The following is a 25,004-nucleotide window of genomic DNA, read 5'->3' as shown; positions in this document are numbered from 1 at the left end:
CCGGGAAAATGGCAAGTCTTGTCGGCTGCCGCTGATTTAAGCCGAGGGCAGCCGGTCGAGCGGACGGGTCTGCGGCAATTCCGCGGGCTGGGTCTTCTGGCGGTCGGCCTCGGCGCGCCACTGCGCGGCCTCGCGCTTCTTGGCCTTCGCGGTCTTGCGGTGCTTGCGCTGCGAAAACCATGTGGCCAGCGACCCGAAAACGAGGCCCAGGATGAAGGCGATGAAGATATAGACGAAGAACGGCGCGGAGACGGAGAGCACCTGATCTGCGGCATTGAAGGGGTTGAGCGCCATGGTCACCGACTGGCGGTTGGCCACGCAAAGCACGATAAGCACGACCCCGATCGGCACCAGAATGAGAATGTTGATCAGTTTTTTGGTCATGATGCGCGCCCTGTTCTTAATTTCCGCCGTCAATTGCCGTTTTTCTGGTCCGGATTGAGGCGTTCGCGCAACTCCTTGCCGGTCTTGAAGAACGGCACCCACTTCTCTTCAACGAACACGGCATCGCCGGTGCGCGGGTTCCGGCCCGAGCGCGAAGGCCGGTTCTTGACCGAAAACGCGCCGAAACCGCGCAGTTCGACCCGGTTGCCCGCGGCCAGCGCATCGGCGATTTCATCGAGAATGGCGTTCACGATGTTCTCGACATCGCGGTGATAGAGATGCGGATTACGCGCCGCAACAATCTGAACCAGTTCCGACTTGATCACATTCGACCCCTCAAATCCATGATTTTCATTGCCAATTAGTCTGCCCCACAGACCATGGCCCGTCAACAAGTCCGATCCGCCCCGGGACGATTTCGCCCCGCCCCATCGCCTTTATAAATCCGTTGTGGCTGAGAAAGCCGCAAACTCGACCTGTTTACGTTATACGCGTCACCGAGTTCAAGTGGCCGAAGACACAAGATGACGCGATTTGGCAAGCAGGCGCATCTTGCTGGCGGGATGTCGCCGCGATGCCACAAGGCACCGGCTTGCTGCTTGATTGCGGCCCCGCCAATGCCTAGATGGTCAGCTTGTTCTCGACCGCGAAACATAATAACCGTGGGGCTTCGAGTGCGCGCACGCAATGGACACCGAAACGACACGGCATGACAGTTTCCGAGGCAACAGACCGGGCATCGATCGACCAGGCTTTCCGCAGGGCGGCAAAGCATACGCGCACCGTGCGGCGGTTGAAGATCTTGCTGCCGATCGCCGCCTTCGCGATCGCCATCGCGCTGATCGCCATGGCCTTCGTGCAGTCGCTAGTGCCTGACAACGTCTCGCTTGGCTCCGCCACGATTGAAGACGGGATGATCGTCATGACCAACCCCGGCATAACGGGCCGCAATCGCGACGGCATACCCTATTCGCTGAAGGCCGACCGGGCGCTTCTGCCCGCCGCCAATCCCGATGACAGCACCGTGCTTCTGGAAAACGTGACGGCGCAGGTGCCGGTCGAGGATTCGGTGACGGCGGTTGTCGATGCGGCGCGCACGCTTTACAACAGGGCGACCGAGTATCTCAATATCGACGAGCCCTTCACCATCAAGCTTTCGAACGGCATGCATGCGGAGTTCAATTCCGCCGCGATCGACATCCAGGGCGGCACGCTCCAGAGCGACGACCCCGTCACGGTGACCGCGCCGCAGGCCTCGGTGGTTGCCCGAAACATAAATATCACCGATAACGGACAGAAAATTCGGTTCGGGGGCGGTGTTCATGTTACACTTTCTCCGTCTGCTCTCGGTCAGGGCAATCAGTGAGGTTATCGATGGATTTGGGCATCTTGAAATTCAGAACCGGCATGGCACCGGCGGCGATCGCAATCGCCTCGCTCTGTTTTGCCAGCCTGCCGGCCGACACGGCTTTTGCTCAGGCCACCGAGACCACCGGTTTCCAGCTCGCCGGCGACCAGCCGATCGATATCGATGCCGATGAATTCGAGGTCGATGATGCGACCAAACTCATCACCTTTTCCGGCAATGTCGTTGCCGTGCAGGGCGTCAACACAGTGCGCGCCGCCAAGATGACGGTGCGTTACGAAGGCGGCTCCACCGGCATTGCCTCGGGCCAGGGCGATATCGACCGGATCGATCTCACCGGCGGGGTTCGCCTCGACACCGACACCCAGTCGGCGACCGGCGATACCGGCCATTTCGACATGCCGAGTCAGCAATTCGTGCTGGAAGGCAAGGAAGTCGTGCTCAAGGAAAACGGCAATGTCTTTGTCGGCTGCAAGCTAACGGTCAATATGGCGACCAGCCAGGCCAAGCTTGACGCCTGCGGCAAGCGCGTCCAGATCCGCCTCAACCCGCAATCGCGGCCCGGCAACTGATCCGGGGGTGCATGTGAACAAGGCAAAATCCGCAGCGCCGCGGCCGGCTGCCCCGGCCGCAGACCCCGCGCAGCCGAAGACCGACAATGGCCGCCCGCCCGTCAACTACGAAGGCACGCTGATTGCCGAAGGCCTGACCAAGTCCTACCGCAATCGCCGCGTGGTAAATGGCGTGTCGCTGGTCGTGCGCCAGGGCGAGGCCGTTGGCCTGCTCGGCCCGAACGGCGCCGGCAAGACCACCTGCTTTTATATGATCACCGGCCTCGTTCCGGTGGATGAGGGCCGCATTGCGCTGCACGGGCGCAATGTTACCGGCCTGCCGATGTATCGCCGCGCAAGGCTCGGCGTCGGATATCTGCCGCAGGAAGCCTCGATCTTCCGCGGCCTGACGGTGGAAAACAACATCCGCGCCGTTCTGGAGCTCACGCCGCTGAACAAGCGCGAGCGCGAAGACAAGCTCGAACAGCTCATGGAAGAGTTCGGCATCGCGCGGCTGAGGAAATCGCCAGCGGTCGCGCTTTCCGGCGGCGAGCGGCGGCGGCTCGAGATCGCCCGCGCGCTGGCCACCGACCCGGCCTTCATGCTGCTTGACGAACCCTTCGCCGGCGTCGACCCGATTTCGGTCTCCGATATCCAGGGACTGATCCGACATCTCACACAGCGTGGCATCGGCGTGTTGATCACCGATCACAATGTGCGCGAGACGCTCGGCATGATCGACCGCGCCTATATCATTCACGCTGGCGAGGTGCTGACCCACGGCAAGGCCTCGGAAATCGTCGCCAACACCGATGTGCGCAGACTTTATCTCGGCGACAATTTCAGCCTCTAAAGATATCGAACGACGCTCGTCCGCGCGCACGATTTGGCCTTGATCATCAAGCAATTTTTATGCCAATCTCCCGGCCTGAAATGGCCGGCCCCTGCCGGCTGCGCATTTTTGGGGGTTTTGCGTTTACATGGCACTTGGCGCCAAACTGTTTCTGAAACAAAGCCAGTCGCTGGTCATGACCCCGCAATTGATGCAGTCGATCCAGCTTCTGCAGATGCCCCATGCGGAGCTCACCGCCTTTATCGCGCAGGAAGTGGAGAAGAACCCGCTTCTGGAAATGGGCGGCGAAGAAGGCCACGGGGACGAGAGACCCGAAGCCGCAGAGCTTCCGGCCCACGAAAATCCGGAGCCGTCAAGCGACTGGTTCCGGGAGGACAGCCAGGCTTCCGACCGGCTGAAGGAAAGCCTCGACAGCAATTACGACAGCGCTTTCACCGAGGATGCGCCAACGTCGCGACCCGACGCGCCAGAGCTGATGAGCCAGTGGAAATCGATGCCCGGCGGGGGCGGCGACGACCATGTCGACCTCGACGAGTTCGTCGCCAGCCGGCCCTGCCTGCGCGACCATCTGACCGACCAGATCGCCCTGACCTTCCGCGATGCGCGCGCCCAGGCGATCGCGCGCCACCTGATCGACTATCTCGATGACGCCGGCTATTTTCGGGGAGAACCATCCGAGATCGCGGGCAATATCGGCATCGGCACCGATGATGTGACGCATGTGCTCGAAAGGCTCAAATCGCTCGATCCGCCGGGCGTCTTCGCCCGGTCGTTGTCCGACTGCATGCGCGAGCAGCTCAGGCAGCGCGGCCGGCTGGACCCGGCCATGGAAGCGCTGGTCGACAATCTCGATCTGGCAGCGCGGCGGGATTTCCAGAAGCTGCGACGCATCTGCGGCGTCGACGACGACGATCTGCTGGACATGATGGCGGAGCTGCGCCGGCTGAACCCGAAACCCGCAAGCGCCTTTTCCAGCGATGCCTGCGAATCGGTTCTGCCCGATGTGATCGTCACAGCGCGGCCCGGCGGCGACTGGCAGATCGAGCTCAACAGCGACACGCTGCCAAGGGTGCTGGTCAACCGCCCCTATCTGGCCGAGATCAAGGCGTCGCGGGGCATGTCGGAAGCGGACCAGACCTTTCTCAACACCTGCCTGCAGAACGCCAACTGGCTGACCCGCAGTCTCGACCAAAGGGCCCGCACCATCATGAAGGTCGCCGGCGAGATCGTGCACCTGCAGGACGGCTTTCTGCGGCATGGCGTCGACCATCTGCGCCCGCTCAATCTCAGGACGGTGGCCGAGGCGATCAAGATGCATGAATCGACCGTCAGCCGCGTCACCTCCAACAAATACATCCTCACGCCGCGCGGGCTGTTCGAACTGCGCTATTTCTTCACCGTTTCGATCGCCGGCGCCGATGACGACGCGGCCAGCCACTCCGCCGAGGCCGTGCGCCACAGGATCAAGCGGCTGATCGACGACGAGACGCCGGCCGCGGTGCTGTCCGACGACGATATCGCCGCGGTGCTGAAGAATGACGGCATCACACTCGCCCGCCGGACGGTCGCCAAATACCGCGAGGCGATGAACATCCCCTCCTCCGTCCAGCGCCGCCGGGAAAAGCGGGCGCTTGCGCGGGTTGCGGCCGGTTGAACCGATTAGAACGGACAAACAAGGCCCGCATTGACTTCGCGGTCCATGAACGATAGAGCATCCGCCGCAAAGGGCGCGAACCGACACTTGAATGGTTTCGTGACCGGACGCCGGCGCCGGATAAGGCGAGCCCAACGGACGGACGGCACGAAAAACGCGGAACGAATTGCAGATTTCCCGCTGGCAAACGGCTGAAAAAAGCCCAAATAGATATTGATGACCGTTTGTCATCGCACTGCCAATCGGGCCAATCATCCGACCCTCTTGGAGGAGATCGAAGCTTGGCCTAAAGTGGCTCGTGGAAACACAAGAAGAAGGGCATAACCATGAGTGTTCGCGTCTCGGGCAAACAAATGGAAGTCGGTGAGGCTTTCCGCGAAAAAATCGAGGATCAGATCGAGGAAGCGGTCACGAAATATTTCGACGGCGGCTATTCCAGCCAGGTGACCGTTGAAAAGGCCGGCGGCGGCTTCGAGGCCGATTGCAAGGTCCACCTCGACAGCGGCGCCGTGCTGCACGCAGCCGGCAAGGCGCACGATCCCCAGGCCGCCTTCGAGGCAGCCTTCGAGCGGATCGCCAAGCGCCTGCGCCGCTACAAGCGCAAGCTCAAGGATCACCACAACGGCCATGCCGGCTCCGCCGAATTCGCCTATTCGGTGATGGATACGCCGCCCGAGGATGACGGAGAAATCCCGGAAGACTACGCGCCGGCGATCGTCGCCGAGGCCAAGGCCGAGGTGCGCACCATGGCCGTAGCCACCGCCGTCATGGCGCTCGACATGACCGACAAGCCGCTGATGTTGTTCCGCAACCCGGACAACAAGACGCTGAACATCGTGTATCGCCGCCCGGATGGCAATATCGGCTGGATCGACACAGCCGGCATTCAGGGCTGACCTTCAACCGGCGGACGCCGCAAGGCGTCCGCTTCTCACGCCAGGATACCAGGACATGGCACTCGACGACCTGCTGAAACAGGAAGCGATCATCCCCGCCCTCAAGGCCAATTCCAAGAAGCAATTGCTGCAGGAACTCGCCGCCCGGGCGGAAGCCGTGACCGGGATACCGGAGCGTGAAATCTTCGACGTGGTGCTGCAGCGCGAGCGTCTCGGCTCGACCGGCGTGGGCAACGGCATCGCCATTCCCCACGGCAAGCTTCCGAAGCTCGACCACATTGCAGGCGTATTCGCGCGTCTTCAAACCCCGGTGAATTTCGACGCGCTCGACGACCAACCCGTCGACCTCGCCTTTCTGCTGCTGGCCCCGGAAGGCGCCGGCGCGGACCATCTGAAAGCGCTCTCACGCGTCGCCCGCCTCTTGCGCGACCAGGAGCTCACCCGCAAACTGCGCGCCTCAGACAGCGACAGCGCGATCTACGCGTTTTTGAATTCGGACCCGGATTCGTCTGCGGCGTAAGGTTTCTGCCCTCTTTTTTGCAGCCCCGCCCCATAAATTACGTCATGCTCGGGCCTGACCCGAGCATCTAATCACGTCTGTCGCGAGAAGAGTGAGCGGATTTTCGCCGGTTATCGCAACAACATGGCGACATCCGCAGACGCCAGTCGCGTGGCGAGATGCTTGGATCCTCGGGTCAAGCCCGAGGATGACGCCCGTATAAGGGAAAGGTTTTGGCAAACTGAGGGCAGGCGCTTTGTCTTGGCCCCAACGATCACCATAGCGCGCGTCGCATCGCCCTTCATCCCGGCTCAAGGCCGGGTTCACGATGGAGCGTTAGGGCAAGCCTCGCGAGGCCCGCCGCCCCGGCGCAATCACTCGTCCTTCGGCGCTTCGTCAGCCGGCTGGGCGGCTTCCGGCTTCGGTCCGCCCTTGGAGACGCCGACCATGGCCGGGCGCAGTACGCGCTCGCCGATCATGTAGCCGGCCTGGACGACCTGAACCACCGTGTTGGACGGAATTTCCGGGTTCGGAACCTCGAACATCGCCTGATGGATATTGGGGTCGAATCGCGCGCCCTCGGCCTCGATCTTCTTCACGCCGTGGCGTTCGAGGCCCGAGAGCATCGAGCGTTCGGTCATCTCGACGCCCTCGATGAAGCCCTTGATCTCCTCGGTGCGCTTGTCTTCCGGGATGGCATCCAGCGCGCGGCGCAGATTGTCGGATACGCCCAGCATGTCGCGCGCGAACGCGGTCACGGCATAGGCCTTGGCATCCTTGACGTCGCGGGCGGTGCGGCGACGCAGGTTTTCCATTTCGGCGGCAAGGCGCAGAAGCTGGTCGCGCTGCTTTTCGTTCTCGGCCTTCAGGACCTCAAGCGGATCGGGCTCGGGCTGAGCCTCCTCGGCGATATCCTCGGCGGCGGCTGCATCCATCTCGGCTTCGAGATCGAGCACCGTTTCCTTGATTTGTTCGTCAGTTCCGTTTTTCTTGGTCTCGTCGGTCATGACGTCTCCGCAGATTTCATTCCATTGGTGAATTTCTTGAGCCCCGATATCGAGGTTCAGCCTTGAAAAATCAAGGTCTGATATGGGGTGATACTGTTTGAAGCCTCAGCGCGTGCCGGAAAGCCGTGACAGCAGATGAGCGGTGTAATCCACCATCGGCACCACCCGGGCATAATTCAGCCGCGTCGGCCCGATAACGCCGACGGCCCCGACGACCTGATTGTCGCTGTCGCGATAGGGCGCGACCACCAGCGAGGAGCCGGACAGCGAAAACAGCTTGTTTTCCGAGCCGATGAAGATCCTGACGCCCGAACCGCTTTCTGCAAGATTGATCAGCTCGATCAGGCTGTCCTTCTTCTCCAGATCGTCGAACAGCATGCGCAGCCGGTCGATATCGGCGGCGTCCGCCACGCCTTCCAGCAGATTGGCGCGCCCGCGCACGATCAGCCGCCCCGGATTGCCATCCTCGGCGCTGCCGGACCAGACGGCGAGCCCGCGCCCCACGAGATCCTGCGACAACTGGTCGAGTTCGTGGCGCACCTGGTCCTTCAGCCGGGTCAGCACCGACTTCAGTTCCGGCAAGGTCTGGCCGTTGAGATGCGCATTGAGAAAGTTTGCGGCGGCCGTCAGTTGCGACGAGGTGGTGCCGGCGGGCAGATCGATGATCCGGTTTTCGACCTGGTTGTGCTCGCCCACCAGCACGGCCAGCGCCTTTGTCGGCTCCAGCCGGATGAACTCGACATGTTTGAGCACGGTATCGCTCTTGGAGGTCATCACCAGGCCTGCCCCGCGCGACATGCCGGAGAGCATCTGGCTTGCCTCATCCAAGAGCGTATCCACCGGCTGACCGGTGCCGACGCGGCCCATCTGCCGCTCAATCTCCGCGCGCTCGCCCTCGGCGAGATCGCCAATCTGCATATAGGCGTCGACGAAGAAGCGCAGGCCGCTTTCGGTCGGCAGCCGTCCGGCGCTGATGTGGGGCGCGTAGATCAGGCCGAGTTCCTCGAGATCGCTCATGACATTGCGCACCGAGGCCGGCGACAGCGACATCGGCAGAAGCCGCGACAGATTGCGCGAGCCGAGCGGCTCGCCGCTTTCCAGATAGGTCTCGACAATGCGGCGAAACACCTCGCGCGAACGGTCATCGAGCGAGATGGCGGGCATATCGGCCTTGATATTGCGTTTCGTGGTCATCCAAGCTTTGCCGGAACATGAAATGGTTTCCCGCCTAATATAGTGCGAAGGCATCGCCGCGCAATTGACCCACGCCGGCGAGGCGTTTTTCTTTGCAAAAGCGGGCGCATGCTCGTAGAACGCGGCCAAAAGCAACCGGAAGGACCTCCCCATGCGGCCATCAGGCAGACAACTTACCCAGATGCGCAACGTCTCGTTCGAGCGCGGCTTCTCCAAGCACGCCGAAGGCTCCTGCCTGGTGAAGTTCGGCGACACCCACGTGCTGTGCACCGCCTCGCTGGAAGAGCGCGTGCCGCCGTGGCTGCGCAATGGCGGCAAGGGCTGGGTGACGGCCGAATACGGCATGCTGCCGCGCGCCACCGGCGAGCGCATGCGTCGCGAGGCTTCTGCCGGCAAGCAGGGCGGGCGCACGCTGGAAATCCAGCGCCTGATCGGCCGCTCGCTGCGCGCCGTCGTCGATCTCGAAGCGCTGGGCGAGCGCCAGATCAGCGTCGACTGCGACGTGATCCAGGCCGATGGCGGCACCCGCACGGCCTCGATCACCGGCGCGTGGATCGCGCTTCACGATTGCCTGAAATGGATGGAAGCCCGCAGCATGGTCAAGACCGGCAAGGTGCTGAAAGACCATGTCGCGGCGATCTCCTGCGGCATCTTCGCCGACCAGCCGGTCATCGATCTCGACTATCTCGAGGACTCCTCGGCTGAAACCGACGCCAATTTCGTGATGACCGGCACCGGCGGCATTGTCGAGATCCAGGGCACGGCCGAAGGCAAGCCGTTCAGCCAGGACGAGTTCCTGACGCTTCTGGACCTCGCCAGAAACGGCATCGCCGAGCTTGTCGATCTCCAGAAGAAGACCGTCGAGGGCGCGTAACGCCATGGAAAGCCCGATCGCCGCCATTCTGGAAACCGCAATCTACGTCGACGATCTGGACGCGGCCGAGGCATTTTACGGCGGCGTGCTGGGTCTGGAGAAGATTTCCCGCGCCGGCAACCGCCATATTTTCTACCGCTGCGGCCCCGGCGTTCTGCTGATCTTCAATCCGGACGAAACCGAAAAGCCTGCCGCGCCGGACGCCCTGCCCGTTCCCGCCCATGGCGGCCGCGGCCCGGGCCATGTCTGCTTCCGGCTGAAGGACGACGATTTCGCCGCCATGCTCGATCGCCTCGACGAGAACGGCATCGCCATCGAAAGCGACTTCCGCTGGCCGAACGGCGCCCGCTCGATCTATTTCCGCGACCCCGCCGGCAACAGCCTGGAATGCGCCGAGGGCAAGCTCTGGGGTTTGTGACGGTGGTTAGCGACCCCAACCGCCGTCATGCCGGCCTTGAGCCGGCATCCAGGGCCGCACGGTTGGCTTGATTAATTGGACTCAAGCCCCTTTGTTCGTGACGCCCTGGACCCCGGCTCAAGGCCGGGGTGACGGAAAGAAGTAAAGCCAGTTGAAGCCATCAGGACCTGACATGCGCACACTTGATACCAAGACCATCGTCGTCGCCAGCCACAATGCCGGCAAGATCGCGGAGATCGCGGATCTGATCGGCCCGCTCGGCTTTTCCGCGAAATCGGCCGCGGAACTGAGCTTCGACGTGCCCGAGGAGACCGGCACGACCTTCGAGGAAAACGCGGCGATCAAGGCGCTGGCCTCCGCCCGCACATCAGGCCTGCCCGCCCTTGCCGATGATTCCGGCATCGCCGTCGACGCGCTCGATGGCGCGCCCGGCGTCTACACCGCCGACTGGGCGGAAACGGAAGACGGCAGCCGCGATTTCGGCATGGCGATGGAAAAGGTCGAAAAACTGCTGATCGAAAAGGGCGCCACCACGCCAGAACAACGCACCGCCCGTTTCGTCTGCGTGCTCTGTCTCGCATGGCCCGACGGCCATACCGAAACCTTCCGGGGCGAGGTCGAGGGTACGCTGGTCTGGCCGCCGCGCGGCGACAAGGGTCACGGCTACGACCCGGTCTTCATGCCGGCCGGCCATGACCGGACCTTCGGCGAAATGGAAACCGACGAGAAGACCCATGGCGGGCCTGAGGATGGCGGCGCGCTGTCGCACCGCGCCCGCGCCTTCCGCCTGTTCGTGGAAAAGGGGCTGGCACGCTGAGCGAACCGCAAACCATGGCCCGTGACAATGGCGAACCGGGCTTCGGCGTCTACCTGCACTGGCCGTTCTGCGCGGCCAAATGCCCGTATTGCGACTTCAACAGCCATGTCCGCCACCAGCCTGTCGACCAGGAACGGTTCATGGCCGCCTTCGCGCGCGAGATTGACCATATGCGCGCTCTTTCCGGCCCGCGCGAGGTCACCAGCATCTTCATCGGCGGCGGCACGCCCTCGCTGATGGAACCGGAGACGCTTGGCGGCATTCTCGATGCCGTCGCCAAGGCATGGCATGTGCCGGATGGGATCGAGATCACGCTGGAGGCCAACCCCTCAAGCGTCGAGGCAACGCGGTTTCGCGGCTATCGCGCCGCCGGCGTCAACCGTGTTTCCATGGGCGTGCAGGCGCTGGATGACCGACAGTTGCGGTTTCTCGGGCGGTTGCACAATGTCGAGCAGGCTCTGGGCGCAATCGGGCTTGCCCGCGAAATCTTCCCGCGCATGTCGTTCGACCTCATCTATGCGAGGCCCGGCCAAACAATCGAAGAATGGGTGGCGGAGCTCAACCGCGCGATCGACCTTGCCGCCGATCACCTGTCGCTCTATCAGCTCACCATCGAGGAAGGTACGGCGTTCTACGCGCTGCACAAGGCCGGCAAGCTTACCGTGCCGGATGAGGATCATGCCGCCGAGCTCTACGAGATCACGCAGGCGGTGACGGCGGAACGCGGCCTGCCCGCCTACGAGGTTTCCAACCACGCCCGGCCGGGAGCGGAAAGCCTGCACAACCTCACCTACTGGCGCTATGGCGACTATGCCGGCATCGGCCCCGGCGCGCATGGCCGGCTTGCGACAACCGAAGGCAAAATCGCGACCGCCGCCGAACGCCACCCGGAAACCTGGCTCTCGATGGTTGAGGAAGCCGGCCACGGCATTTCCGAACAGAGCACCCTTACCGGCGAGGAACAGGCGGACGAACTGCTGCTGATGGGGCTGCGTGTCAGGGAGGGCGTCGACCTTTCGCGCTGGTCGTCGCTGTCCGGGCGATCGGTCGACGTCGAGCGCGAGGCCTTCCTGATCGACCTCGGCCTTGTCGAACGCATCGGCAACCACCGGCTGCGGGCGACGCCCGCCGGCATGCTGGTCTTGAACCGTCTGGTTGCAGAGCTATCCTGATCGACAATCATCGCTGAACATGAGATATCGGGAACCGGGTTGCGACGCCCGCGTTTCTTAGCGTTGAGCGCCCGCATCAAAAGGGAGATCGAGAATGGCAAGCGCGTCCTATACCCACCGCAAGATCCGCGACCGGCTGAGTGCCGCGGTCTGCATCATCTTCGCGCTCTATATGGGCTATCTCGCCCATCAGGACGGCGTTGCACTGGCACCCTCGATCTTCTACGGGCTGATCGCCTTCGTGCTGCTCGCGATCGTGCTGATGGTGCTGCGCAGCTTCATCTACGCCCTGATCATCGCGGCGCTGCTGGTCTGGCTCGCCGCCTATATGGGCTTCGACTGGGCCGACCGGCTGATCGCCTATGTCGACCAGCTCCTGACCTTCGGCTACCAGGAATCGCTGAAGCTGTTCATGGAAGCGAAAGAGCCGATCGCGACGTGAGCGCCTCAAACCTCTGACACCTCTGACAAACCTGTCCTTTTTACTGACGTCATCCTCGGGCTTGTCCCGAGGATCCCGCTCCACACGAGCGGAGTTGGCATTTAGGAATGGCTTGAATAAATTTCCGCCCGAGACGCTGGTCGCATTGATACGTGCTTAGATCCTCGGCACAAGGCCGAAGATGACGGCGGAGATTGGGATAGGCTTTGCCAATCAACTGAGCTGGTCGCAACGTGATCCGACGGCTTTCCGCCGTCGGGCAGCGAAACACTCACGCAGCAAGCCCGTCCATCAGGCTCTTCAGCGCCGCCTCGGCCTCCGCCGAACGCTCAGAGCGGTCGATGAAACCGCCGCCGAAGACGCGGGCTTCGTTGCCGGGCGCATCGTAGAGCACGCAGGCCTGTCCGTTCGCAATCCCGGCCTCGCCCTCCAGCAGGTCGACATAGACGCCGTTGTCGTCGGCGCGCAGCACTACCGGCAGCGGCGGGCGCGTGGAGCGCACCTTGGCAAAACATTCGAAACCGTCCGCCGCTTCCTCGGCAAGCGAACGGTCGCCCAACCAGTTGACGTCGCGCAGATAGATGCGCCGGGTTTCCAGCGCCTCGCGCGGGCCGACGACGACGCGGCGCGAGCGGGCGTCGAGGTGAACCACGTAAAGCGGCTCGCCGGTGGCAACCCCAAGCCCCTTGCGTTGGCCTATCGTGTAGCGGACGATGCCTTCATGGCGGCCGAGCACACGGCCGTCGAGATGGACGATCTCGCCGGAAAGCTCGGCATTCGGCTTGAGCTTGGCGATGACATCGGAATATTTGCCCTGCGGCACGAAACAGATGTCCTGGCTATCCGGCTTGTCGGCGACGATCAGGCCCATTTCCTCGGCAAGCCTGCGGGTCTCGGCCTTCGACAGGCCGCCAAGCGGAAAGCGCAGAAAGTCGATCTGCTCCTGCGTGGTCGCAAACAGGAAGTAGCTCTGGTCGCGCTCGGCATCGACCGGGCGGTAAAGCGCCCGGCGCATCGGCTGGTTGCCGCTCGGATTGGGTGCGGAGCGGATATAATGGCCGGTCGCCAGCGCATCGGCCCCCAGTTCGCGCGCCGTCGTCAACAGGTCGGCGAACTTGACCGTCTGGTTGCAGGCAACGCAGGGGATCGGCGTTTCGCCGGCGATATAGGCCTCGGCGAACGGATTGATCACCGTTTCGCGAAACCGCGCTTCGTAGTCGAGCACGTAATGCGGAATGCCGAGGCGCTCGCTGACGCGGCGCGCGTCATCGATATCCTGCCCCGCACAGCAGGAGCCGGCGCGGTGCACGGCCGCGCCGTGATCGTAAAGCTGAAGCGTGATGCCGAGGACGTCATAGCCCTCGCGCTGCAACAGCCCGGCCACGACCGAGCTGTCGACGCCGCCGGACATCGCCACGACAACGCGCGTGTCCTGCGGCTTCTTGTCAAAACCGAGTGTGTTCATGATCCGCCAGTCCAGTTCAAGGTTGGATGTGAATCCCATAATTTGCCGCTGATATAGAGGCCTTGCGCCAAAGACGCAAGAATGCCGGTCCTCAGACCGCCAGACTGTTGAGAAACCCTGAATGTGCAGTTTGATACCTTCCTCACAGGGGTCATGCTCGGACTTGATCCGGGCATCCAGGCGGTTCAAGCCACTGAATTTGATAATAAGAGCTATTGTGAAGCCTTGCCGCGCTGCCTGGATCCTCGTGTCAAGCACGAGGATGACGCCGAATTTGAGGACAGGTTTATCAACAAACTGCCGGCGTTCAGGCCGCGATCATCGGCGCGATATAGCCGCCATGCACCCAGCCGCGTATCGCCCCCTCCTCGCCGTCGGCCCGCTCGGGCGCGACGAAGGCCCAGTCGCCCTCGCGCTTCAGAACCCGAAGCCGGGTGCCGCGCAGCAGCATGCCGGGCGGCACGATCTTCTCGAACGAGGTACCGGGCCCGCCGCGCAGGTTCAGGCGGCCGGCGGTCACCACATAGGCTTCCTCGCGGTCGGCGGCCTCGCCCATCAGGCCCTGAAACCGGGCCATCGGAAAGGCTGGTCCCGGATCGGTTTTCCAGCCGCGCGTGTCGATCTCTTCATGGCTGACGATCGCGGCAATCGGATAGGCGGCAATGAGCGCTTGCACGATCTCCAGCCCGGTTTCAAGCTGGGCTTCCGGATAGAGCGGCCAGGCGAAGTTGCCCGAGCCGACGCGGGCATGCGGGGCCAGCAGATAGCCGCCGGCCTTTTTCAGGGCGCGGTCGTTCATCCGCCTTCCATAGGCATCGATGTAATCGCCAAGGCCGTTCGGCTTCATCCAGCCGGCATTGACGAATTCGATGCCGACCGAATGGCTGTTGAGGCCCTGCAGCTCGCCATAGCGTGATGGCCCCGCATGCCAGGCCGTGCGGTTGAACGGGGCGATCTGCCAGGCCGTGCCGTCACGGTCGACGACAATGTGCGCGCTGGAGCCGCGATTGCTCGTGCCGCCCGCCTCGCCCATCAGCCAGTCGCGGCTGGCCTTGCCGTTCCAGCCGGTGGTGTAGTGCAGCACGATGACAACCGGCGGCTTTTCGCGCGCGGCGCCGATATTGGAGGATTGCCTGTACCAGATGCCCGGAATTCTGTGGTTCTCGATGCGCATGACCCTGCCTTTCGATACGGTTCGCGATGACCGGAATCGTAAGGGCGGCGCTGGCGGCGGGATTTCGCGGGGAAAAACGGGCACAAAAAAGCGCGGCCCGCGAAGGCCGCGCTTCTAAATCCGGCAGGATTGCGTCGATCAGGCTGCCGTCTTGGCAGCGATCTTGGCCACGTGCTCGCCCTGGTAGCGGGCGGCGGCGAGTTCGGTTTCGGACGGCATGCGCGAGCCGTCGCCATCGGTGATGGTGGAGGCGCCGTAGGGCGAGCCGCCCTTGACTTCCTCAACGCCCATCTGGCCGGCGAAGGCGTAGGGCAGGCCGACGACGACCATACCGTGATGCAGCAGCGTGGGGATGAAGCCGAGAATGGTCGATTCCTGGCCGCCATGCTGGGTGGCCGACGAGGTGAACACCGATCCGACCTTGCCAACCAGCTTGCCCTCGGCCCAAAGCGCGCCGGTCTGGTCCACGAAGTTGCGCATCTGCGAGGCCATGGTGCCGTAGCGGGTGCCGCAGCCGAAGATGATGGCGTCGTAGTCTGCCAGTTCATTGGGTTCGGCGATCGGCGCTTCCTGATCCAGCTTGAAGCCGGAGTTCTTGGCGACCTCTTCCGGCACCAGTTCGGGCACGCGCTTCAGGGTTACCTCGGCACCGCCGGCTTTCGCGCCTTCGACAACGGCCTTGGCCATGGCTTCGATGTGGCCATAAGCGGAATAGTAGAGGACGAGAACTTTTGCCATTTGATTGCTCCGGTTTCACTGTTTGAAAGGTTGTCCCTTGATATGGCGCGGACGAGGCAATTGTCGAGACGAGCGGCCATAGACGCACTGTTCACAGTCTTGAGCCCGCCCGCGAAAATGGATGCTTGAACAAAATTGCCGAAGGGTCCAGAAATCAGTTCCCCGGCATATCACGGACCAGATCGACATGACCCAGCAGCCCACCGCAGCCATGCTCGCCATCGGCGACGAATTGTTGTCCGGACGGACAAAAGACAAGAATATCGGCTATCTGGCGGACGCCATGACGCTTGCGGCCATCGAACTGAAGGAAGTCCGGATCGTCGCCGACGACCAACAGGCCATCGTGGAAGCCGTCAATGCGCTGAGGACCCGCTACACCTATGTCTTCACCTCCGGCGGCATTGGCGGCACCCATGACGACATCACCGCGGATTCGGTCTCGGCTGCCTTCGGCCTGCCGTGCATCTATGATGACGAGGCCATGAGGCGACTGGCGGAGAATTATGCAAGACGCGGCCTCGACTTCAACGAATCGCGCCAGCGCATGGCTCGCATGCCGGAAGGCGCGACGCTGATCGACAATCCGGTTTCCACCGCGCCCGGTTTCATTATCGGCAATGTCCATGTCATGGCCGGCGTGCCGCAGGTGTTCCAGGCAATGCTCGCCAATGTCATCCCCACGCTCCAGGGCGGCGTCGCGATCATCTCGGAGGCGATCGACTGCCCCTTCGGCGAGGGCGATATCGGCACCCAGCTTGCCGCGATCCAAAAGGCGCATCCCGACACCGCGATCGGTTCCTATCCGCGCTTTTCCGAAAAGGGCTTCAACACCCAGCTCGTTGTCCGCGCCCGCGAGCGCGCGCATGTCGATGCCGCCGCGAACGCCATCCGGAGCATGATTGCCTCGTTTCAGGGATGAATTTGACGCCGGTCAATGCTTTGTCCTTCGCAATCAAGGATACCAACGCTACACTGAGATTACCCGGCATTATTCGTGAGGAGGCCTATATGAGCTACAAGACCATTCTGGCGGTGATGGAATCTCCCGCGCAGCAGGGCGGATTTCTCGATTTCACCTTCGAGGTCGTGCGCAGCTTCGATGCACATCTGATCGGTCTCCACGCCGAGGCCGTCACGCCGACCCCGATCGTCGCGCCGATGGAAATTCCGGATCCGGTCTCGGTGCAGTCTCTGCAGGAACTTGCGGAAAAGCGCAGCGCGGAAATCGGCGATATCTTCCGCACCCGCACCGAGCGGGAGGGCATTTCCTGCGACTGGCGCAACATCGTATCGGCATCCGGCTTCGCCGGCCCCTCGGTGGTCGACAGCGCGCGCGCGGCCGATCTGATCATCGCGCCGCAGCTTGCCTCCGACGCGCCCGGCGACATCCGCACCAATTTCGAGAACTTCCTGTTTGAAAGCGGCCGTCCGGTGCTGATGGTGCCGCATGTGGCCAAGGCCGCCAAGCCGTTTTCCAAGGTGATGGTCGCCTGGAACGGCTCGCGTGAGGCCGCGCGCTCGACCTTCGACGCCCTGCCCTTCCTCAAGAAGGCGGATGAAGTCGAAATCTTCTCGGTCAATCCGCGCGAGAGCGCCGATGAGGACAGCGGGCTCTCAGGTGCTGAAATCGCGGCAACGCTTGCCCGCCACGGCATCAATGTCGTCGCCACCACCGCCCATGCCGACAAGGCCAAGGCCGGCGAGATCATCGAGAACCGGCTTTCCGACAACTCCGTCGATCTGCTGGTAATGGGCGCCTATACCCATTCGAGACTCTGGGAACTGCTTTTCGGCGGCGTCACCCGCACGCTTCTCGGCTCGATGACGGCGGCAACGCTGATGTCGCGGTAAGACAGCGCAGGCCTTGCAATAGCGCCGCGAATGCGGCTATTAGCCCGCATTGTTTGTTGCGGAGCCTGCCATGTCCCTACCCGAAAAAGCCTTCCCCGTTTCGTGGGACCAGTTCCACCGAGACGCCCGCGCGCTCGCCTGGCGTCTTGCCGGCCTTGAACAGACCTTCACGGCGATCGTCTGCGTCACCCGCGGCGGCCTCGTTCCCTCCGCGATCATCTCGCGCGAGCTGGAAATCCGCCTTATCGAAACGGTGTGCATCGCGAGCTATCATGATTACACCGATCAGGGGGAGACGCTGCTTCTGAAGGGCATTTCCGAAGAGCTGAAGAAGAATGGCGGCGAAGGCGTGCTGATCATCGACGATCTGACCGACACCGGCAATACCGCCCGTGAAGTGCGCGAAATGCTGCCAAATGCGCATCTGGCCTGCGTTTACGCCAAGCCGCAGGGCGTGCCCATGGTCGACACCTTCGTCACCGAGGTCAGCCAGGACACCTGGATCTACTTCCCCTGGGACATGGGCTTCACTTATCAGGCGCCGATCAAGAAGAGCCCTTCGGAAAAGTAGCTTCCGCTTTACTCACATTGCCAAAAACAACGAACGCCTGACCAGCTTCCCTTCTGGTCAGGCGTTCGCTTCGCGCGGCCGGGGGGACTACCGCTTGCGGAGACGGGGGGCTTCCTGGGGAGCCAGATAATGGGTCAGGAGCGGGCCGGAGACCCAGGCTATCAGCAGCATTGCGGGCAGCAGGAAAATCCTGGCATCGTAGAGCATCGGCACCGTCAGGATGATGCCAACAACCATTGCGCAGCACAGCGCGATAACGGCATAGGCAAGAACGCGTAAGGGCAGATTTTCCATTTCGAGTTCTCCATGTTCTGTTGCATGGTAAACGCGAAGTGAAGAAAACGGTTCCCTCGGCGCGGCGCTTTTCGCGATCGATCACGGAGGAAGCGGCCGTTTCAGCCGCCGCGCTCCTTGCGCAGCTTGTCCCACCATTGCAGCCGCTTGTTGATCTCGCGCTCGAAACCGCGATCGGGCGGATTGTAGAATTTCTGGCGGCCCATTTCGGTAGGAAAATAATCCTGTCCGGAGAAGGCATCGGGCTGGTCGTGGTCGTAGCGATAGCCATCGCCATAGCCTTCCGACTTCATCAGCTTGGTCGGCGCGTTCAGGATATGCTTGGGCGGCAGCAGCGAGCCGTTTTCCTTCGCCGCCCGCATCGCCGCCTTGAAGGCGGTGTAGACGCCGTTCGATTTCGGCGCGGTGGCGAGATAGACGCAGGCCTCCGCCAGCGCCAGTTCGCCTTCCGGCGAACCGAGAAAATCATAGGCATCCTTGGCGGCATTGGCGACGACCAGCGCCTGCGGATCGGCAAGACCGATATCCTCAGTTGCCATGCGCACCAGCCTGCGGCCGAGAAACAGCGGGTCCTCGCCGGCATCGAACATGCGCGCGAGATAATAGAGCGCGGCATCGGGATCGGAGCCCCTCACCGCCTTGTGCAGCGCCGAGATCAGATTGTAATGGCCGTCCTGGCCCTTGTCGTAGATCGGCGCGCGGCGCTGGACGATGTTGAGCAGGCTTTGCGGATCGAGCATCTCGCCCTCGCGCGCGGCGCGCCAGACCTCTTCGGAAAGCGTCAGGATCGCCCGCCCGTCGCCATCGGCCATCATCAGCAGCGTCTGGCGGGCGGCCTCATCAAGCGGCAGTTTCTTGCCCTCCGTCTCCTCGGCACGGGCGACGAGTTCGGCGAGGCTTTCGGCGTCATGCGGGCGGAAGGTCAGCACCCTCGCCCGCGACAGAAGAGCGGCGTTGAGCTCGAAGGACGGGTTCTCGGTGGTGGCGCCGACAAGGATGATCGTGCCGTCTTCCATAACGGGCAGAAAACTGTCCTGCTGGGCACGGTTGAAGCGATGGATCTCGTCCACGAACAGCAGGGTTTGACGGCCATTCATGCGCCGGGCGCGGGCAGCCTCGAACACTTTCTTGAGATCGGCCACGCCGGAAAAGATCGCGGAAATCTGCTCGAAGGCAAGCTCCGCCTCGCCCGACAGCAGCCGCGCGACCGTGGTCTTGCCGGTGCCCGGCGGCCCCCAGAAGATCATCGAGCCGAGCGAGCCGGACGCGATCATCCGCGTCAGCACGCCATCGGGGCCGGTCAGATGCGGCTGGCCGGTGACCTCGGCAAGGTGCTTCGGCCGCAGCCGGTCGGCCAGCGGCCGCTTGCGCTCGATATCGTCGGGAACTTTGGGGGCAAACAGGTCGCTCATCTGAAGATCTGGTTTATCATCCTGCCGCCGCGATTAATGGAAAGGCGCCAGAGGCCGGGACTGGCGGCGGCCTGATCTTCCAGCGTGCCGGTCGTGTCGATCTCGGTTCCGTTGACGGCAACGATCACATCCCCGCGGGCAAAACCGATACGGGCGGCGGGCGAGCCGGCTTCAACGTCCGCGACGACGACACCATCAGATATGTCGGGCAGGCGCAACTCCTCGACCACGCGCGGCGAGATGTTTTCCACCGTCAGGCCGGAAAACGGGCTGTTGCCGTCGATCGTGCGGGTATCGCGCGGCGGGTCCTCCGGCGCGAGCGCGAGCGGCAGGGCGATATGGCTGGTCTTGCCGTCTCGCTCCACCGTGAGGTCGGCCTCCTCGCCGATGCCGATCACGGTGAGGCGATAAAGCAGGGCGTCGGGATGCTCGACCGGAACGCCATTGACAGCGGTGATGACCGAGCCGGACTGAAGCCCGGCCTTTTCGGCGGGGCTTGCCGCATTGACGGCGGAAATGATCGCCCCGCGCGCGGCCTTCAGGCCCAGCGCCTCGGCCATATCGGATGTAACCGGGCCGAAGGTCGCGCCGACATAGGGACGCTGGAACCGCTCCTCGCCCCGATCGGCGGCCGCCAGGAAAACCTTGACCATATTGGCCGGAATGGCGAAGCCGATGCCGTTCGATCCGCCGCCCTTGGAAAAGATCGCGGTGTTGATGCCGATCAGTTCGCCCTGCATGTCGAGCAGCGCGCCGCCCGAATTGCCGGGATTGATCGCCGCGTCGGTCTGCAGGAAGAAGCCGAATTCGCCGTCGGTGATCGAATTGCGCGCAAGCCCCGAAATGATGCCGCTCGTGACCGTCTGGCCGACCGCGAACGGGTTGCCGATGGCCAGCGAAAGGTCGCCGACCTCGACGGCATCGGAATCGCCGATCGGGATTACCGGAAACTCCTCGTCCGACTTGATCTTCAGCACCGCCAGATCATAGCGGTCGTCCTTCAGGAGCACGCTGCAGGGAAACTCGCGCCCGTCGGCAAGCGCGACCCGCACATCATCAGCGCCGGCGATGACGTGATTGTTTGTGATGATCATGCCGTTCTTCTCCACGATCACGCCGGAACCGAGCGAGACCTGCTTTTCCGAGCGGCCCGGCATCTGCTGGCCGAAGAACTGGCCGAAAAACGGATCGGAGAAAAGCGGCGACATGCGCCGCGTCACCATGCGCTCCGCATAGACATTGACCACCGCCGGCGCGGTCTCCTTCACCAGCGGGGCGTAGGAATACTGAAGTTCCGCAGCACTGCCGGGAACCACTCTGTCGGCAGCGAGCACGGGCTGCATGGTCAGGGCCACACCGGCGAAAAGAGCCGCGGCGGAAATGCGTGTGAAGTGTGCCGTCATCAGTCACCTGTCTCTTCATGAAATTCATCCGGAGAACCCGGAGGATGCACCACCATCATCGCCCGATATAGGGTGAAAAAGCGGCAGATGCGATAAAACAGGCGCGGTTTGTCGGCCTATTCATTTCACATTCACGAATGGAGCGGAAGATTGCCGCCACCATAGGGCGATGAGCGCCCGCCACAAATTTGCCGGGCGCCGAGTTCAGGCTCCGGCCGCAACCAGAAGGAGGTAATTCCATGAAACACGCTCCCACAGCACTCGCTCTTGCGGCTTCGCTCGCCATCGTCGGCGGGACGGCCTTGATGACAACACCGGCCTCCGCCGCGAGCTTCGATTGCAGCGCCTCCGGCCTGACGCCGAACGAAAAGACCATCTGCGCCAACCTCACGCTCAACGATGACGACGTGAAGATGGCGACGATGTACACCATGCTGAAGGGTCTGTTCGCCATGGGTATGTCCGGAAACATGGCGGACGACCAGAAGGCATGGCTGAAGGAACGCGAAGCCTGCGGCACCGATGTCGCCTGCATCGAAAAAGCCTATGACACCCGCATCGACCAGTTGCAGAAGCTTTATGACGGGATCGACAAGCCGATTTGACGGCAGGTCCCGGGGGAACGCCAAATTTCCCTTCCCCACATATCAGCGTGGCGCGTTCAGCGCCCGCTGTGACAAAGCCCGCCATTGCTCCAGGAGACCCTCGCGGGTGAGAAGCCCCGGCGACTGCTTGCCGCGCTGCTCCGTCTGTGTCAGCGTCACGAATACCAGCGCGTCGTCGCCGCGTTCTGCCCAGCCGACATACCAGCCCCAGCCATGCGCGTAGTCGAAACTGCGATCGGCGCGCCGGGGATAAGCCGCGCCGGTCTTGCCGCGCATGAGCCAGCCATCCACGTTGTTCTGCTCCAGCAGGCCGCGCGTCTTCGCCATGGCGTCCTGGCTGGCCGGCAGCGTGCCAAGCACCAGCCCACGCAAGAAGATGGCCTGCTGATACGGCGAAATCTTCAGCGAGGATGCAATCCATGCGCGGTCGAGCCCGTTGCCGTAGCCCGGATCGCCGGAAAAATCGGCATTGCCGTAGCCAAAGGCCTCGCCGTAGCGTGTGAGCGTCGCTGCTCCGAGACTATGGGTCAGGCGCTGTGAATACCAGACGACGGAATAGCGGATCCAGCGCTCGGGATCGGTGTCCTGTTTCCATGCCGCGCCGCCCCAGTCGGGATCGCCTGCGCGATAGGCCATGACCGGGTGATGCGCATCCTGCAGAATACCGGCATCGAAAGCCATCACCGCCAGCGCCACCTTGAAGGTCGATGCCGGCGTGACTTCTGATCGGCAATCCCCCTCCTCCAGCAGAACCGCCCCGGATTGTGCGTTCATCACAAGGGTGCAGACGGGGGCCGCCTCGGCGGAGCGCGCCAGCACCGGCAACAGGAGCAATACGAGACCAACGAACAATCGCAGCATTTTCGCCTCCACCACGCAAAGTTTCGGGCCGACCCTTGCAGGACGGCCCGAACGCTTTCACAGACCCACATGCGGCGCGGGAAAGCCGCTCTTACTCCGGCAGGATCCGCACTGCGCCCTTGTCGGCGCTGGCGGCAAAGGCGGCGTAAGCCTTGAGCGCGGTCGTCACCTTGCGGCGGCGAGGCGCTTCCGGCTTCCAGCCCTTCTCATCCTGCGCCGAACGCCGGGCTTCAAGCTCCGACGGCGAGAGGCGCAGACTGATCGTGCGGCCGGGGATATCGATATCGATCATGTCGCCATTGCGGACAAGACCGATCGCGCCGCCCTGAGCGGCTTCCGGCGAGACGTGGCCGATCGACAGACCCGAGGTGCCGCCCGAAAAGCGACCGTCGGTGATCAGCGCGCAATCCTTGCCGAGCCCCTTCGACTTCAGATAGCTGGTCGGGTACAGCATTTCCTGCATGCCCGGCCCGCCCTTCGGGCCCTCATAGAGGATGACGACGACATCGCCGGCCTTGACCTCGTTGGAGAGGATGCCCTTCACCGCCGCGTCCTGGCTTTCATAGACGACCGCCGGGCCGGAGAATTTCAGGATGCTCTCGTCAACGCCCGCTGTCTTCACGATGCAGCCGTCGAGCGCGATATTGCCCTTCAGCACGGCGAGCCCGCCATCCTTGGAGAAGGGATGCTCGGCACTGCGGATGGCGCCCGAAACGCGGTCGAGATCGAGCTCGGCCCAGCGACGCTCCTGCGAGAAGGCCTGCTGCGAGGGCACGCCGCCGGGGGCTGCCATGTAGAATTTCCGCACGCTTTCGGAATTGGTGCGCACGATATCCCACTGGTCGATGGCATCGCCCAGTGTCGCCGAATGCACGGTCGGGCTGTCGCGCTTGATCAGCCCTGCCCGGTCCAGCTCGCCGAGGATCGCCATGATCCCGCCGGCGCGGTGGACATCTTCCATATGGACGTCGTTCTTGGCGGGCGCGACCTTGCAGAGGCACGGCACCTGGCGCGACAGCCGGTCGATGTCGTCCATGGTGAAATCCAGCTCCGCCTCATAGGCGGCGGCAAGAATATGCAGCACGGTGTTGGTCGAGCCGCCCATGGCGATATCGAGCGTCATGGCGTTCTCGAACGCGGCCTTGCTGGCGATATTGCGCGGCAGCGCGGATTCGTCGTCCTGTTCGTAGTAGCGCCGCGCGAGATCGACGATCTGGTGGCCGGCCTCGACGAACAGGCGGCGGCGGTCGGCATGGGTGGCAAGCGTCGAGCCATTGCCCGGCAGCGACAGGCCAAGCGCTTCCGTCAGACAGTTCATCGAATTGGCGGTGAACATGCCGGAGCAGGAGCCGCAGGTCGGGCAGGCCGAACGCTCGATCGCCTGAACGTCGTCATCGGAATATTTGTCATCAGCGGCGGCGACCATGGCGTCGATCAGATCGAGCGCCTGTTCCTTGCCGTTCAGCACCACCTTGCCGGCTTCCATCGGACCGCCGGAAACGAAGATCGTCGGGATGTTGAGACGCAGAGACGCCATCAGCATGCCGGGGGTGATCTTGTCGCAGTTGGAGATGCAGACCATGGCATCGGCGCAATGGGCATTGACCATGTATTCGACGCTGTCGGCGATAACTTCGCGCGAGGGCAGCGAATAGAGCATGCCGTCATGGCCCATGGCGATGCCGTCATCGACGGCGATCGTGTTGAATTCCTTGGCGACGCCGCCGGCGCTTTCGATCTCGCGGGCGACAAGCTGGCCGAGGTCCTTTAGGTGCACGTGACCGGGTACGAACTGGGTGAAAGAATTGACGACGGCGATGATCGGCTTGCCGAAATCACCATCCTTCATGCCGGTTGCGCGCCAGAGACCGCGCGCGCCGGCCATGTTTCGACCATGGGTCGTCGTTCTTGAACGATAGGCAGGCATGGGGCTTCCTTTCTTAAATCCGGCGTTCGGCACATATGACCCCTTGGGTCCTCCTCAATGTGCTCCTGCGCCTTGCGCAGGCATCGCCGCTTGTGGTGGTGGTAACCCATATCACGCGGGCTGTCACTATCGGTTGGCGGCAAAACGGTACTCTCCGGTACGGTTAGTCAATAAAAGAGCTTGGAGGCCCTAAGCAAACGCTTACGCGGGACCATTTCAGCCATAAGCAGATGGACGGCGAGGCAGGCAGACAGCAGATCGGGGTCGTTGCGCTCCACATCCGGCGCGCCTTTCCAAGAGAGGAAATTACCATGATCCGTTCCATGTTTCTCGCGGTTGCCGTCATTGCAGCCCCTGTCGCGGCATTCGCCATGCCCGCCGTTGGCGACGTTGTCGGCACCAACCCGGCGGATGCCGCCGCAGCACTTGAGAAGGCAGGCTGCACCCTCAAGGGCTTCGAGGCCGAGGGCGGCATGATCGAGGCGAAATGCTATGATCAGGACAATGTGATGCACGAGGTTTACATAAACCCGAAGACCGGCGCGATCGCCAGGATTTCCGGGAAGGACTGAC

The 25,004-nt window shown here is 62.9% G+C and carries 28 protein-coding genes; 16 read left to right on the top strand and 12 right to left on the bottom strand.

Annotated features, from left to right (window positions below):
• Positions 1 to 36: 36 nt before the first annotated feature.
• Together V6765_RS07230 and V6765_RS07225 are read right to left on the bottom strand one after the other, a co-directional pair.
• Positions 37 to 384 carry a LapA family protein gene (locus V6765_RS07230; protein WP_448427444.1) on the bottom strand — a complete coding sequence of 116 codons (348 nt, stop codon included), beginning with the start codon at positions 382 to 384 and terminating at the stop codon, positions 37 to 39.
• 29 nt (positions 385 to 413) lie between these two features.
• The gene (locus tag V6765_RS07225) at positions 414 to 710 is read right to left on the bottom strand and encodes an integration host factor subunit beta (RefSeq protein ID WP_230720625.1); all 297 of its coding nucleotides are present in this window, start codon (positions 708 to 710) and stop codon (positions 414 to 416) included.
• A 383-nt stretch (positions 711 to 1,093) separates the two neighbouring features.
• Here V6765_RS07225 and V6765_RS07220 point away from each other — a divergent pair, with 383 nt between their 5' ends.
• The 6 genes from V6765_RS07220 to ptsN all read left to right on the top strand — a co-directional run bounded on the left by V6765_RS07220 (position 1,094) and on the right by ptsN (position 6,224).
• Complete coding sequence (locus V6765_RS07220) at positions 1,094 to 1,750, top strand: LPS export ABC transporter periplasmic protein LptC (RefSeq protein ID WP_448427443.1); 657 nt, start codon at positions 1,094 to 1,096, stop codon at positions 1,748 to 1,750.
• Between the two features lie 23 nt (positions 1,751 to 1,773).
• Positions 1,774 to 2,322 carry an LptA/OstA family protein gene (locus V6765_RS07215; RefSeq protein ID WP_448427442.1) on the top strand — a complete coding sequence of 183 codons (549 nt, stop codon included), beginning with the start codon at positions 1,774 to 1,776 and terminating at the stop codon, positions 2,320 to 2,322.
• Between the two features lie 7 nt (positions 2,323 to 2,329).
• Complete coding sequence (gene lptB / locus V6765_RS07210) at positions 2,330 to 3,154, top strand: LPS export ABC transporter ATP-binding protein (protein WP_448427441.1); 825 nt, start codon at positions 2,330 to 2,332, stop codon at positions 3,152 to 3,154.
• Positions 3,155 to 3,281: 127 nt separating this feature from the next.
• A complete protein-coding gene (rpoN, locus tag V6765_RS07205) occupies positions 3,282 to 4,808 on the top strand; it encodes an RNA polymerase factor sigma-54 (protein ID WP_448427440.1) in 1,527 nt (508 codons plus the stop codon).
• Positions 4,809 to 5,134: 326 nt separating this feature from the next.
• The gene (gene hpf, locus V6765_RS07200; RefSeq protein WP_448427439.1) at positions 5,135 to 5,704 is read left to right on the top strand and encodes a ribosome hibernation-promoting factor, HPF/YfiA family; all 570 of its coding nucleotides are present in this window, start codon (positions 5,135 to 5,137) and stop codon (positions 5,702 to 5,704) included.
• A 55-nt stretch (positions 5,705 to 5,759) separates the two neighbouring features.
• Positions 5,760 to 6,224 carry a PTS IIA-like nitrogen regulatory protein PtsN gene (gene ptsN, locus V6765_RS07195; protein WP_448427438.1) on the top strand — a complete coding sequence of 155 codons (465 nt, stop codon included), beginning with the start codon at positions 5,760 to 5,762 and terminating at the stop codon, positions 6,222 to 6,224.
• A gap of 353 nt (positions 6,225 to 6,577) precedes the next feature.
• Here the strand turns inward: ptsN and grpE are convergent, their stop codons facing one another.
• Positions 6,578 to 7,210 (bottom strand): nucleotide exchange factor GrpE, encoded by a 633-nt coding sequence (gene grpE / locus V6765_RS07190; protein WP_448427437.1) that lies wholly within the window; start codon positions 7,208 to 7,210, stop codon positions 6,578 to 6,580.
• A gap of 105 nt (positions 7,211 to 7,315) precedes the next feature.
• A complete protein-coding gene (gene hrcA, locus V6765_RS07185) occupies positions 7,316 to 8,404 on the bottom strand; it encodes a heat-inducible transcriptional repressor HrcA (RefSeq protein ID WP_448427436.1) in 1,089 nt (362 codons plus the stop codon).
• A gap of 151 nt (positions 8,405 to 8,555) precedes the next feature.
• Here hrcA and rph point away from each other — a divergent pair, with 151 nt between their 5' ends.
• The 5 genes from rph to V6765_RS07160 all read left to right on the top strand — a co-directional run bounded on the left by rph (position 8,556) and on the right by V6765_RS07160 (position 12,127).
• Positions 8,556 to 9,278 (top strand): ribonuclease PH, encoded by a 723-nt coding sequence (gene rph, locus V6765_RS07180; RefSeq protein WP_448427435.1) that lies wholly within the window; start codon positions 8,556 to 8,558, stop codon positions 9,276 to 9,278.
• A 4-nt stretch (positions 9,279 to 9,282) separates the two neighbouring features.
• A complete protein-coding gene (locus V6765_RS07175; RefSeq protein ID WP_448427434.1) occupies positions 9,283 to 9,696 on the top strand; it encodes a VOC family protein in 414 nt (137 codons plus the stop codon).
• Between the two features lie 172 nt (positions 9,697 to 9,868).
• Entirely contained in the window at positions 9,869 to 10,513 is a 645-nt protein-coding gene (gene rdgB, locus V6765_RS07170; RefSeq protein WP_448427433.1) for an RdgB/HAM1 family non-canonical purine NTP pyrophosphatase, read from the top strand.
• A gap of 14 nt (positions 10,514 to 10,527) precedes the next feature.
• The gene (gene hemW, locus V6765_RS07165) at positions 10,528 to 11,685 is read left to right on the top strand and encodes a radical SAM family heme chaperone HemW (protein WP_448427432.1); all 1,158 of its coding nucleotides are present in this window, start codon (positions 10,528 to 10,530) and stop codon (positions 11,683 to 11,685) included.
• 94 nt (positions 11,686 to 11,779) lie between these two features.
• A complete protein-coding gene (locus tag V6765_RS07160) occupies positions 11,780 to 12,127 on the top strand; it encodes a hypothetical protein (protein ID WP_448427431.1) in 348 nt (115 codons plus the stop codon).
• 271 nt (positions 12,128 to 12,398) lie between these two features.
• On the opposite strand, the gene mnmA is transcribed toward V6765_RS07160, so the two are convergent.
• From mnmA to wrbA, 3 genes are all read right to left on the bottom strand, one after another.
• Positions 12,399 to 13,592, bottom strand: a complete 1,194-nt coding sequence (gene mnmA, locus V6765_RS07155) for a tRNA 2-thiouridine(34) synthase MnmA (RefSeq protein ID WP_448427588.1) — start codon at positions 13,590 to 13,592, stop codon at positions 12,399 to 12,401.
• A gap of 307 nt (positions 13,593 to 13,899) precedes the next feature.
• Positions 13,900 to 14,766, bottom strand: coding sequence for an N-acetylmuramoyl-L-alanine amidase (locus V6765_RS07150; RefSeq protein WP_448427430.1), 867 nt, complete (start codon positions 14,764 to 14,766; stop codon positions 13,900 to 13,902).
• Between the two features lie 138 nt (positions 14,767 to 14,904).
• Positions 14,905 to 15,504, bottom strand: coding sequence for an NAD(P)H:quinone oxidoreductase (gene wrbA / locus V6765_RS07145; protein WP_448427429.1), 600 nt, complete (start codon positions 15,502 to 15,504; stop codon positions 14,905 to 14,907).
• Between the two features lie 187 nt (positions 15,505 to 15,691).
• Between wrbA and V6765_RS07140 the strand changes: the two genes are divergently transcribed.
• From V6765_RS07140 to gpt, 3 genes are all read left to right on the top strand, one after another.
• On the top strand, positions 15,692 to 16,426 hold the full coding sequence (locus V6765_RS07140) for a competence/damage-inducible protein A (protein ID WP_448427428.1): 735 nt from the start codon (positions 15,692 to 15,694) through the stop codon (positions 16,424 to 16,426).
• An 89-nt stretch (positions 16,427 to 16,515) separates the two neighbouring features.
• A complete protein-coding gene (locus V6765_RS07135; RefSeq protein ID WP_448427427.1) occupies positions 16,516 to 17,358 on the top strand; it encodes a universal stress protein in 843 nt (280 codons plus the stop codon).
• 70 nt (positions 17,359 to 17,428) lie between these two features.
• Positions 17,429 to 17,929, top strand: coding sequence for a xanthine phosphoribosyltransferase (gpt, locus tag V6765_RS07130; RefSeq protein ID WP_448427426.1), 501 nt, complete (start codon positions 17,429 to 17,431; stop codon positions 17,927 to 17,929).
• 87 nt (positions 17,930 to 18,016) lie between these two features.
• Here gpt and V6765_RS07125 read toward each other — a convergent pair whose 3' ends face one another.
• The 3 genes from V6765_RS07125 to V6765_RS07115 all read right to left on the bottom strand — a co-directional run bounded on the left by V6765_RS07125 (position 18,017) and on the right by V6765_RS07115 (position 21,038).
• Complete coding sequence (locus V6765_RS07125; RefSeq protein WP_448427425.1) at positions 18,017 to 18,223, bottom strand: hypothetical protein; 207 nt, start codon at positions 18,221 to 18,223, stop codon at positions 18,017 to 18,019.
• Positions 18,224 to 18,324: 101 nt separating this feature from the next.
• The gene (locus V6765_RS07120) at positions 18,325 to 19,635 is read right to left on the bottom strand and encodes a replication-associated recombination protein A (RefSeq protein ID WP_448427424.1); all 1,311 of its coding nucleotides are present in this window, start codon (positions 19,633 to 19,635) and stop codon (positions 18,325 to 18,327) included.
• The gene (locus tag V6765_RS07115; protein WP_448427423.1) at positions 19,632 to 21,038 is read right to left on the bottom strand and encodes a DegQ family serine endoprotease; all 1,407 of its coding nucleotides are present in this window, start codon (positions 21,036 to 21,038) and stop codon (positions 19,632 to 19,634) included. Before V6765_RS07115 ends, V6765_RS07120 begins: the two co-directional genes overlap by 4 nt.
• A 239-nt stretch (positions 21,039 to 21,277) precedes the next feature.
• On the opposite strand from V6765_RS07115, the gene V6765_RS07110 reads away from it, so the two are divergent.
• Positions 21,278 to 21,643: a lysozyme inhibitor LprI family protein gene (locus tag V6765_RS07110; RefSeq protein WP_448427422.1), complete on the top strand. Its 366-nt coding sequence runs from the start codon at positions 21,278 to 21,280 to the stop codon at positions 21,641 to 21,643.
• A 42-nt stretch (positions 21,644 to 21,685) separates the two neighbouring features.
• Here the strand turns inward: V6765_RS07110 and blaOXA are convergent, their stop codons facing one another.
• Together blaOXA and ilvD are read right to left on the bottom strand one after the other, a co-directional pair.
• Positions 21,686 to 22,504, bottom strand: a complete 819-nt coding sequence (blaOXA, locus tag V6765_RS07105) for a class D beta-lactamase (protein ID WP_448427421.1) — start codon at positions 22,502 to 22,504, stop codon at positions 21,686 to 21,688.
• A gap of 91 nt (positions 22,505 to 22,595) precedes the next feature.
• Positions 22,596 to 24,431 (bottom strand): dihydroxy-acid dehydratase, encoded by a 1,836-nt coding sequence (gene ilvD, locus V6765_RS07100; protein WP_448427420.1) that lies wholly within the window; start codon positions 24,429 to 24,431, stop codon positions 22,596 to 22,598.
• A gap of 311 nt (positions 24,432 to 24,742) precedes the next feature.
• On the opposite strand from ilvD, the gene V6765_RS07095 reads away from it, so the two are divergent.
• Positions 24,743 to 25,003 carry a PepSY domain-containing protein gene (locus tag V6765_RS07095; RefSeq protein ID WP_448427419.1) on the top strand — a complete coding sequence of 87 codons (261 nt, stop codon included), beginning with the start codon at positions 24,743 to 24,745 and terminating at the stop codon, positions 25,001 to 25,003.
• Position 25,004: the final 1 nt, after the last annotated feature.

The organism is Martelella sp. FOR1707, assembly GCF_053484265.1.
This window is presented reverse-complemented; position numbering and strand designations above follow the sequence as displayed.

What these genes read in the sequence shown, in the direction of transcription:
- V6765_RS07230 (WP_448427444.1), bottom strand. Translation starts at nt 384, where the DNA reads ATGACCAAAAAACTGATCAACATTCTCATTCTGGTGCCGATCGGGGTC.
- V6765_RS07220 (WP_448427443.1), top strand. Translation starts at nt 1,094, where the DNA reads ATGACAGTTTCCGAGGCAACAGACCGGGCATCGATCGACCAGGCTTTC.
- rpoN (WP_448427440.1), top strand. Translation starts at nt 3,282, where the DNA reads ATGGCACTTGGCGCCAAACTGTTTCTGAAACAAAGCCAGTCGCTGGTC.
- hpf (WP_448427439.1), top strand. Translation starts at nt 5,135, where the DNA reads ATGAGTGTTCGCGTCTCGGGCAAACAAATGGAAGTCGGTGAGGCTTTC.
- ptsN (WP_448427438.1), top strand. Translation starts at nt 5,760, where the DNA reads ATGGCACTCGACGACCTGCTGAAACAGGAAGCGATCATCCCCGCCCTC.
- grpE (WP_448427437.1), bottom strand. Translation starts at nt 7,210, where the DNA reads ATGACCGACGAGACCAAGAAAAACGGAACTGACGAACAAATCAAGGAA.
- hrcA (WP_448427436.1), bottom strand. Translation starts at nt 8,404, where the DNA reads ATGACCACGAAACGCAATATCAAGGCCGATATGCCCGCCATCTCGCTC.
- rph (WP_448427435.1), top strand. Translation starts at nt 8,556, where the DNA reads ATGCGGCCATCAGGCAGACAACTTACCCAGATGCGCAACGTCTCGTTC.
- V6765_RS07175 (WP_448427434.1), top strand. Translation starts at nt 9,283, where the DNA reads ATGGAAAGCCCGATCGCCGCCATTCTGGAAACCGCAATCTACGTCGAC.
- rdgB (WP_448427433.1), top strand. Translation starts at nt 9,869, where the DNA reads ATGCGCACACTTGATACCAAGACCATCGTCGTCGCCAGCCACAATGCC.
- hemW (WP_448427432.1), top strand. Translation starts at nt 10,528, where the DNA reads ATGGCCCGTGACAATGGCGAACCGGGCTTCGGCGTCTACCTGCACTGG.
- V6765_RS07160 (WP_448427431.1), top strand. Translation starts at nt 11,780, where the DNA reads ATGGCAAGCGCGTCCTATACCCACCGCAAGATCCGCGACCGGCTGAGT.
- mnmA (WP_448427588.1), bottom strand. Translation starts at nt 13,592, where the DNA reads ATGAACACACTCGGTTTTGACAAGAAGCCGCAGGACACGCGCGTTGTC.
- V6765_RS07150 (WP_448427430.1), bottom strand. Translation starts at nt 14,766, where the DNA reads ATGCGCATCGAGAACCACAGAATTCCGGGCATCTGGTACAGGCAATCC.
- wrbA (WP_448427429.1), bottom strand. Translation starts at nt 15,504, where the DNA reads ATGGCAAAAGTTCTCGTCCTCTACTATTCCGCTTATGGCCACATCGAA.
- V6765_RS07140 (WP_448427428.1), top strand. Translation starts at nt 15,692, where the DNA reads ATGACCCAGCAGCCCACCGCAGCCATGCTCGCCATCGGCGACGAATTG.
- V6765_RS07135 (WP_448427427.1), top strand. Translation starts at nt 16,516, where the DNA reads ATGAGCTACAAGACCATTCTGGCGGTGATGGAATCTCCCGCGCAGCAG.
- gpt (WP_448427426.1), top strand. Translation starts at nt 17,429, where the DNA reads ATGTCCCTACCCGAAAAAGCCTTCCCCGTTTCGTGGGACCAGTTCCAC.
- V6765_RS07125 (WP_448427425.1), bottom strand. Translation starts at nt 18,223, where the DNA reads ATGGAAAATCTGCCCTTACGCGTTCTTGCCTATGCCGTTATCGCGCTG.
- V6765_RS07120 (WP_448427424.1), bottom strand. Translation starts at nt 19,635, where the DNA reads ATGAGCGACCTGTTTGCCCCCAAAGTTCCCGACGATATCGAGCGCAAG.
- V6765_RS07115 (WP_448427423.1), bottom strand. Translation starts at nt 21,038, where the DNA reads ATGACGGCACACTTCACACGCATTTCCGCCGCGGCTCTTTTCGCCGGT.
- V6765_RS07110 (WP_448427422.1), top strand. Translation starts at nt 21,278, where the DNA reads ATGAAACACGCTCCCACAGCACTCGCTCTTGCGGCTTCGCTCGCCATC.
- blaOXA (WP_448427421.1), bottom strand. Translation starts at nt 22,504, where the DNA reads ATGCTGCGATTGTTCGTTGGTCTCGTATTGCTCCTGTTGCCGGTGCTG.
- ilvD (WP_448427420.1), bottom strand. Translation starts at nt 24,431, where the DNA reads ATGCCTGCCTATCGTTCAAGAACGACGACCCATGGTCGAAACATGGCC.
- V6765_RS07095 (WP_448427419.1), top strand. Translation starts at nt 24,743, where the DNA reads ATGATCCGTTCCATGTTTCTCGCGGTTGCCGTCATTGCAGCCCCTGTC.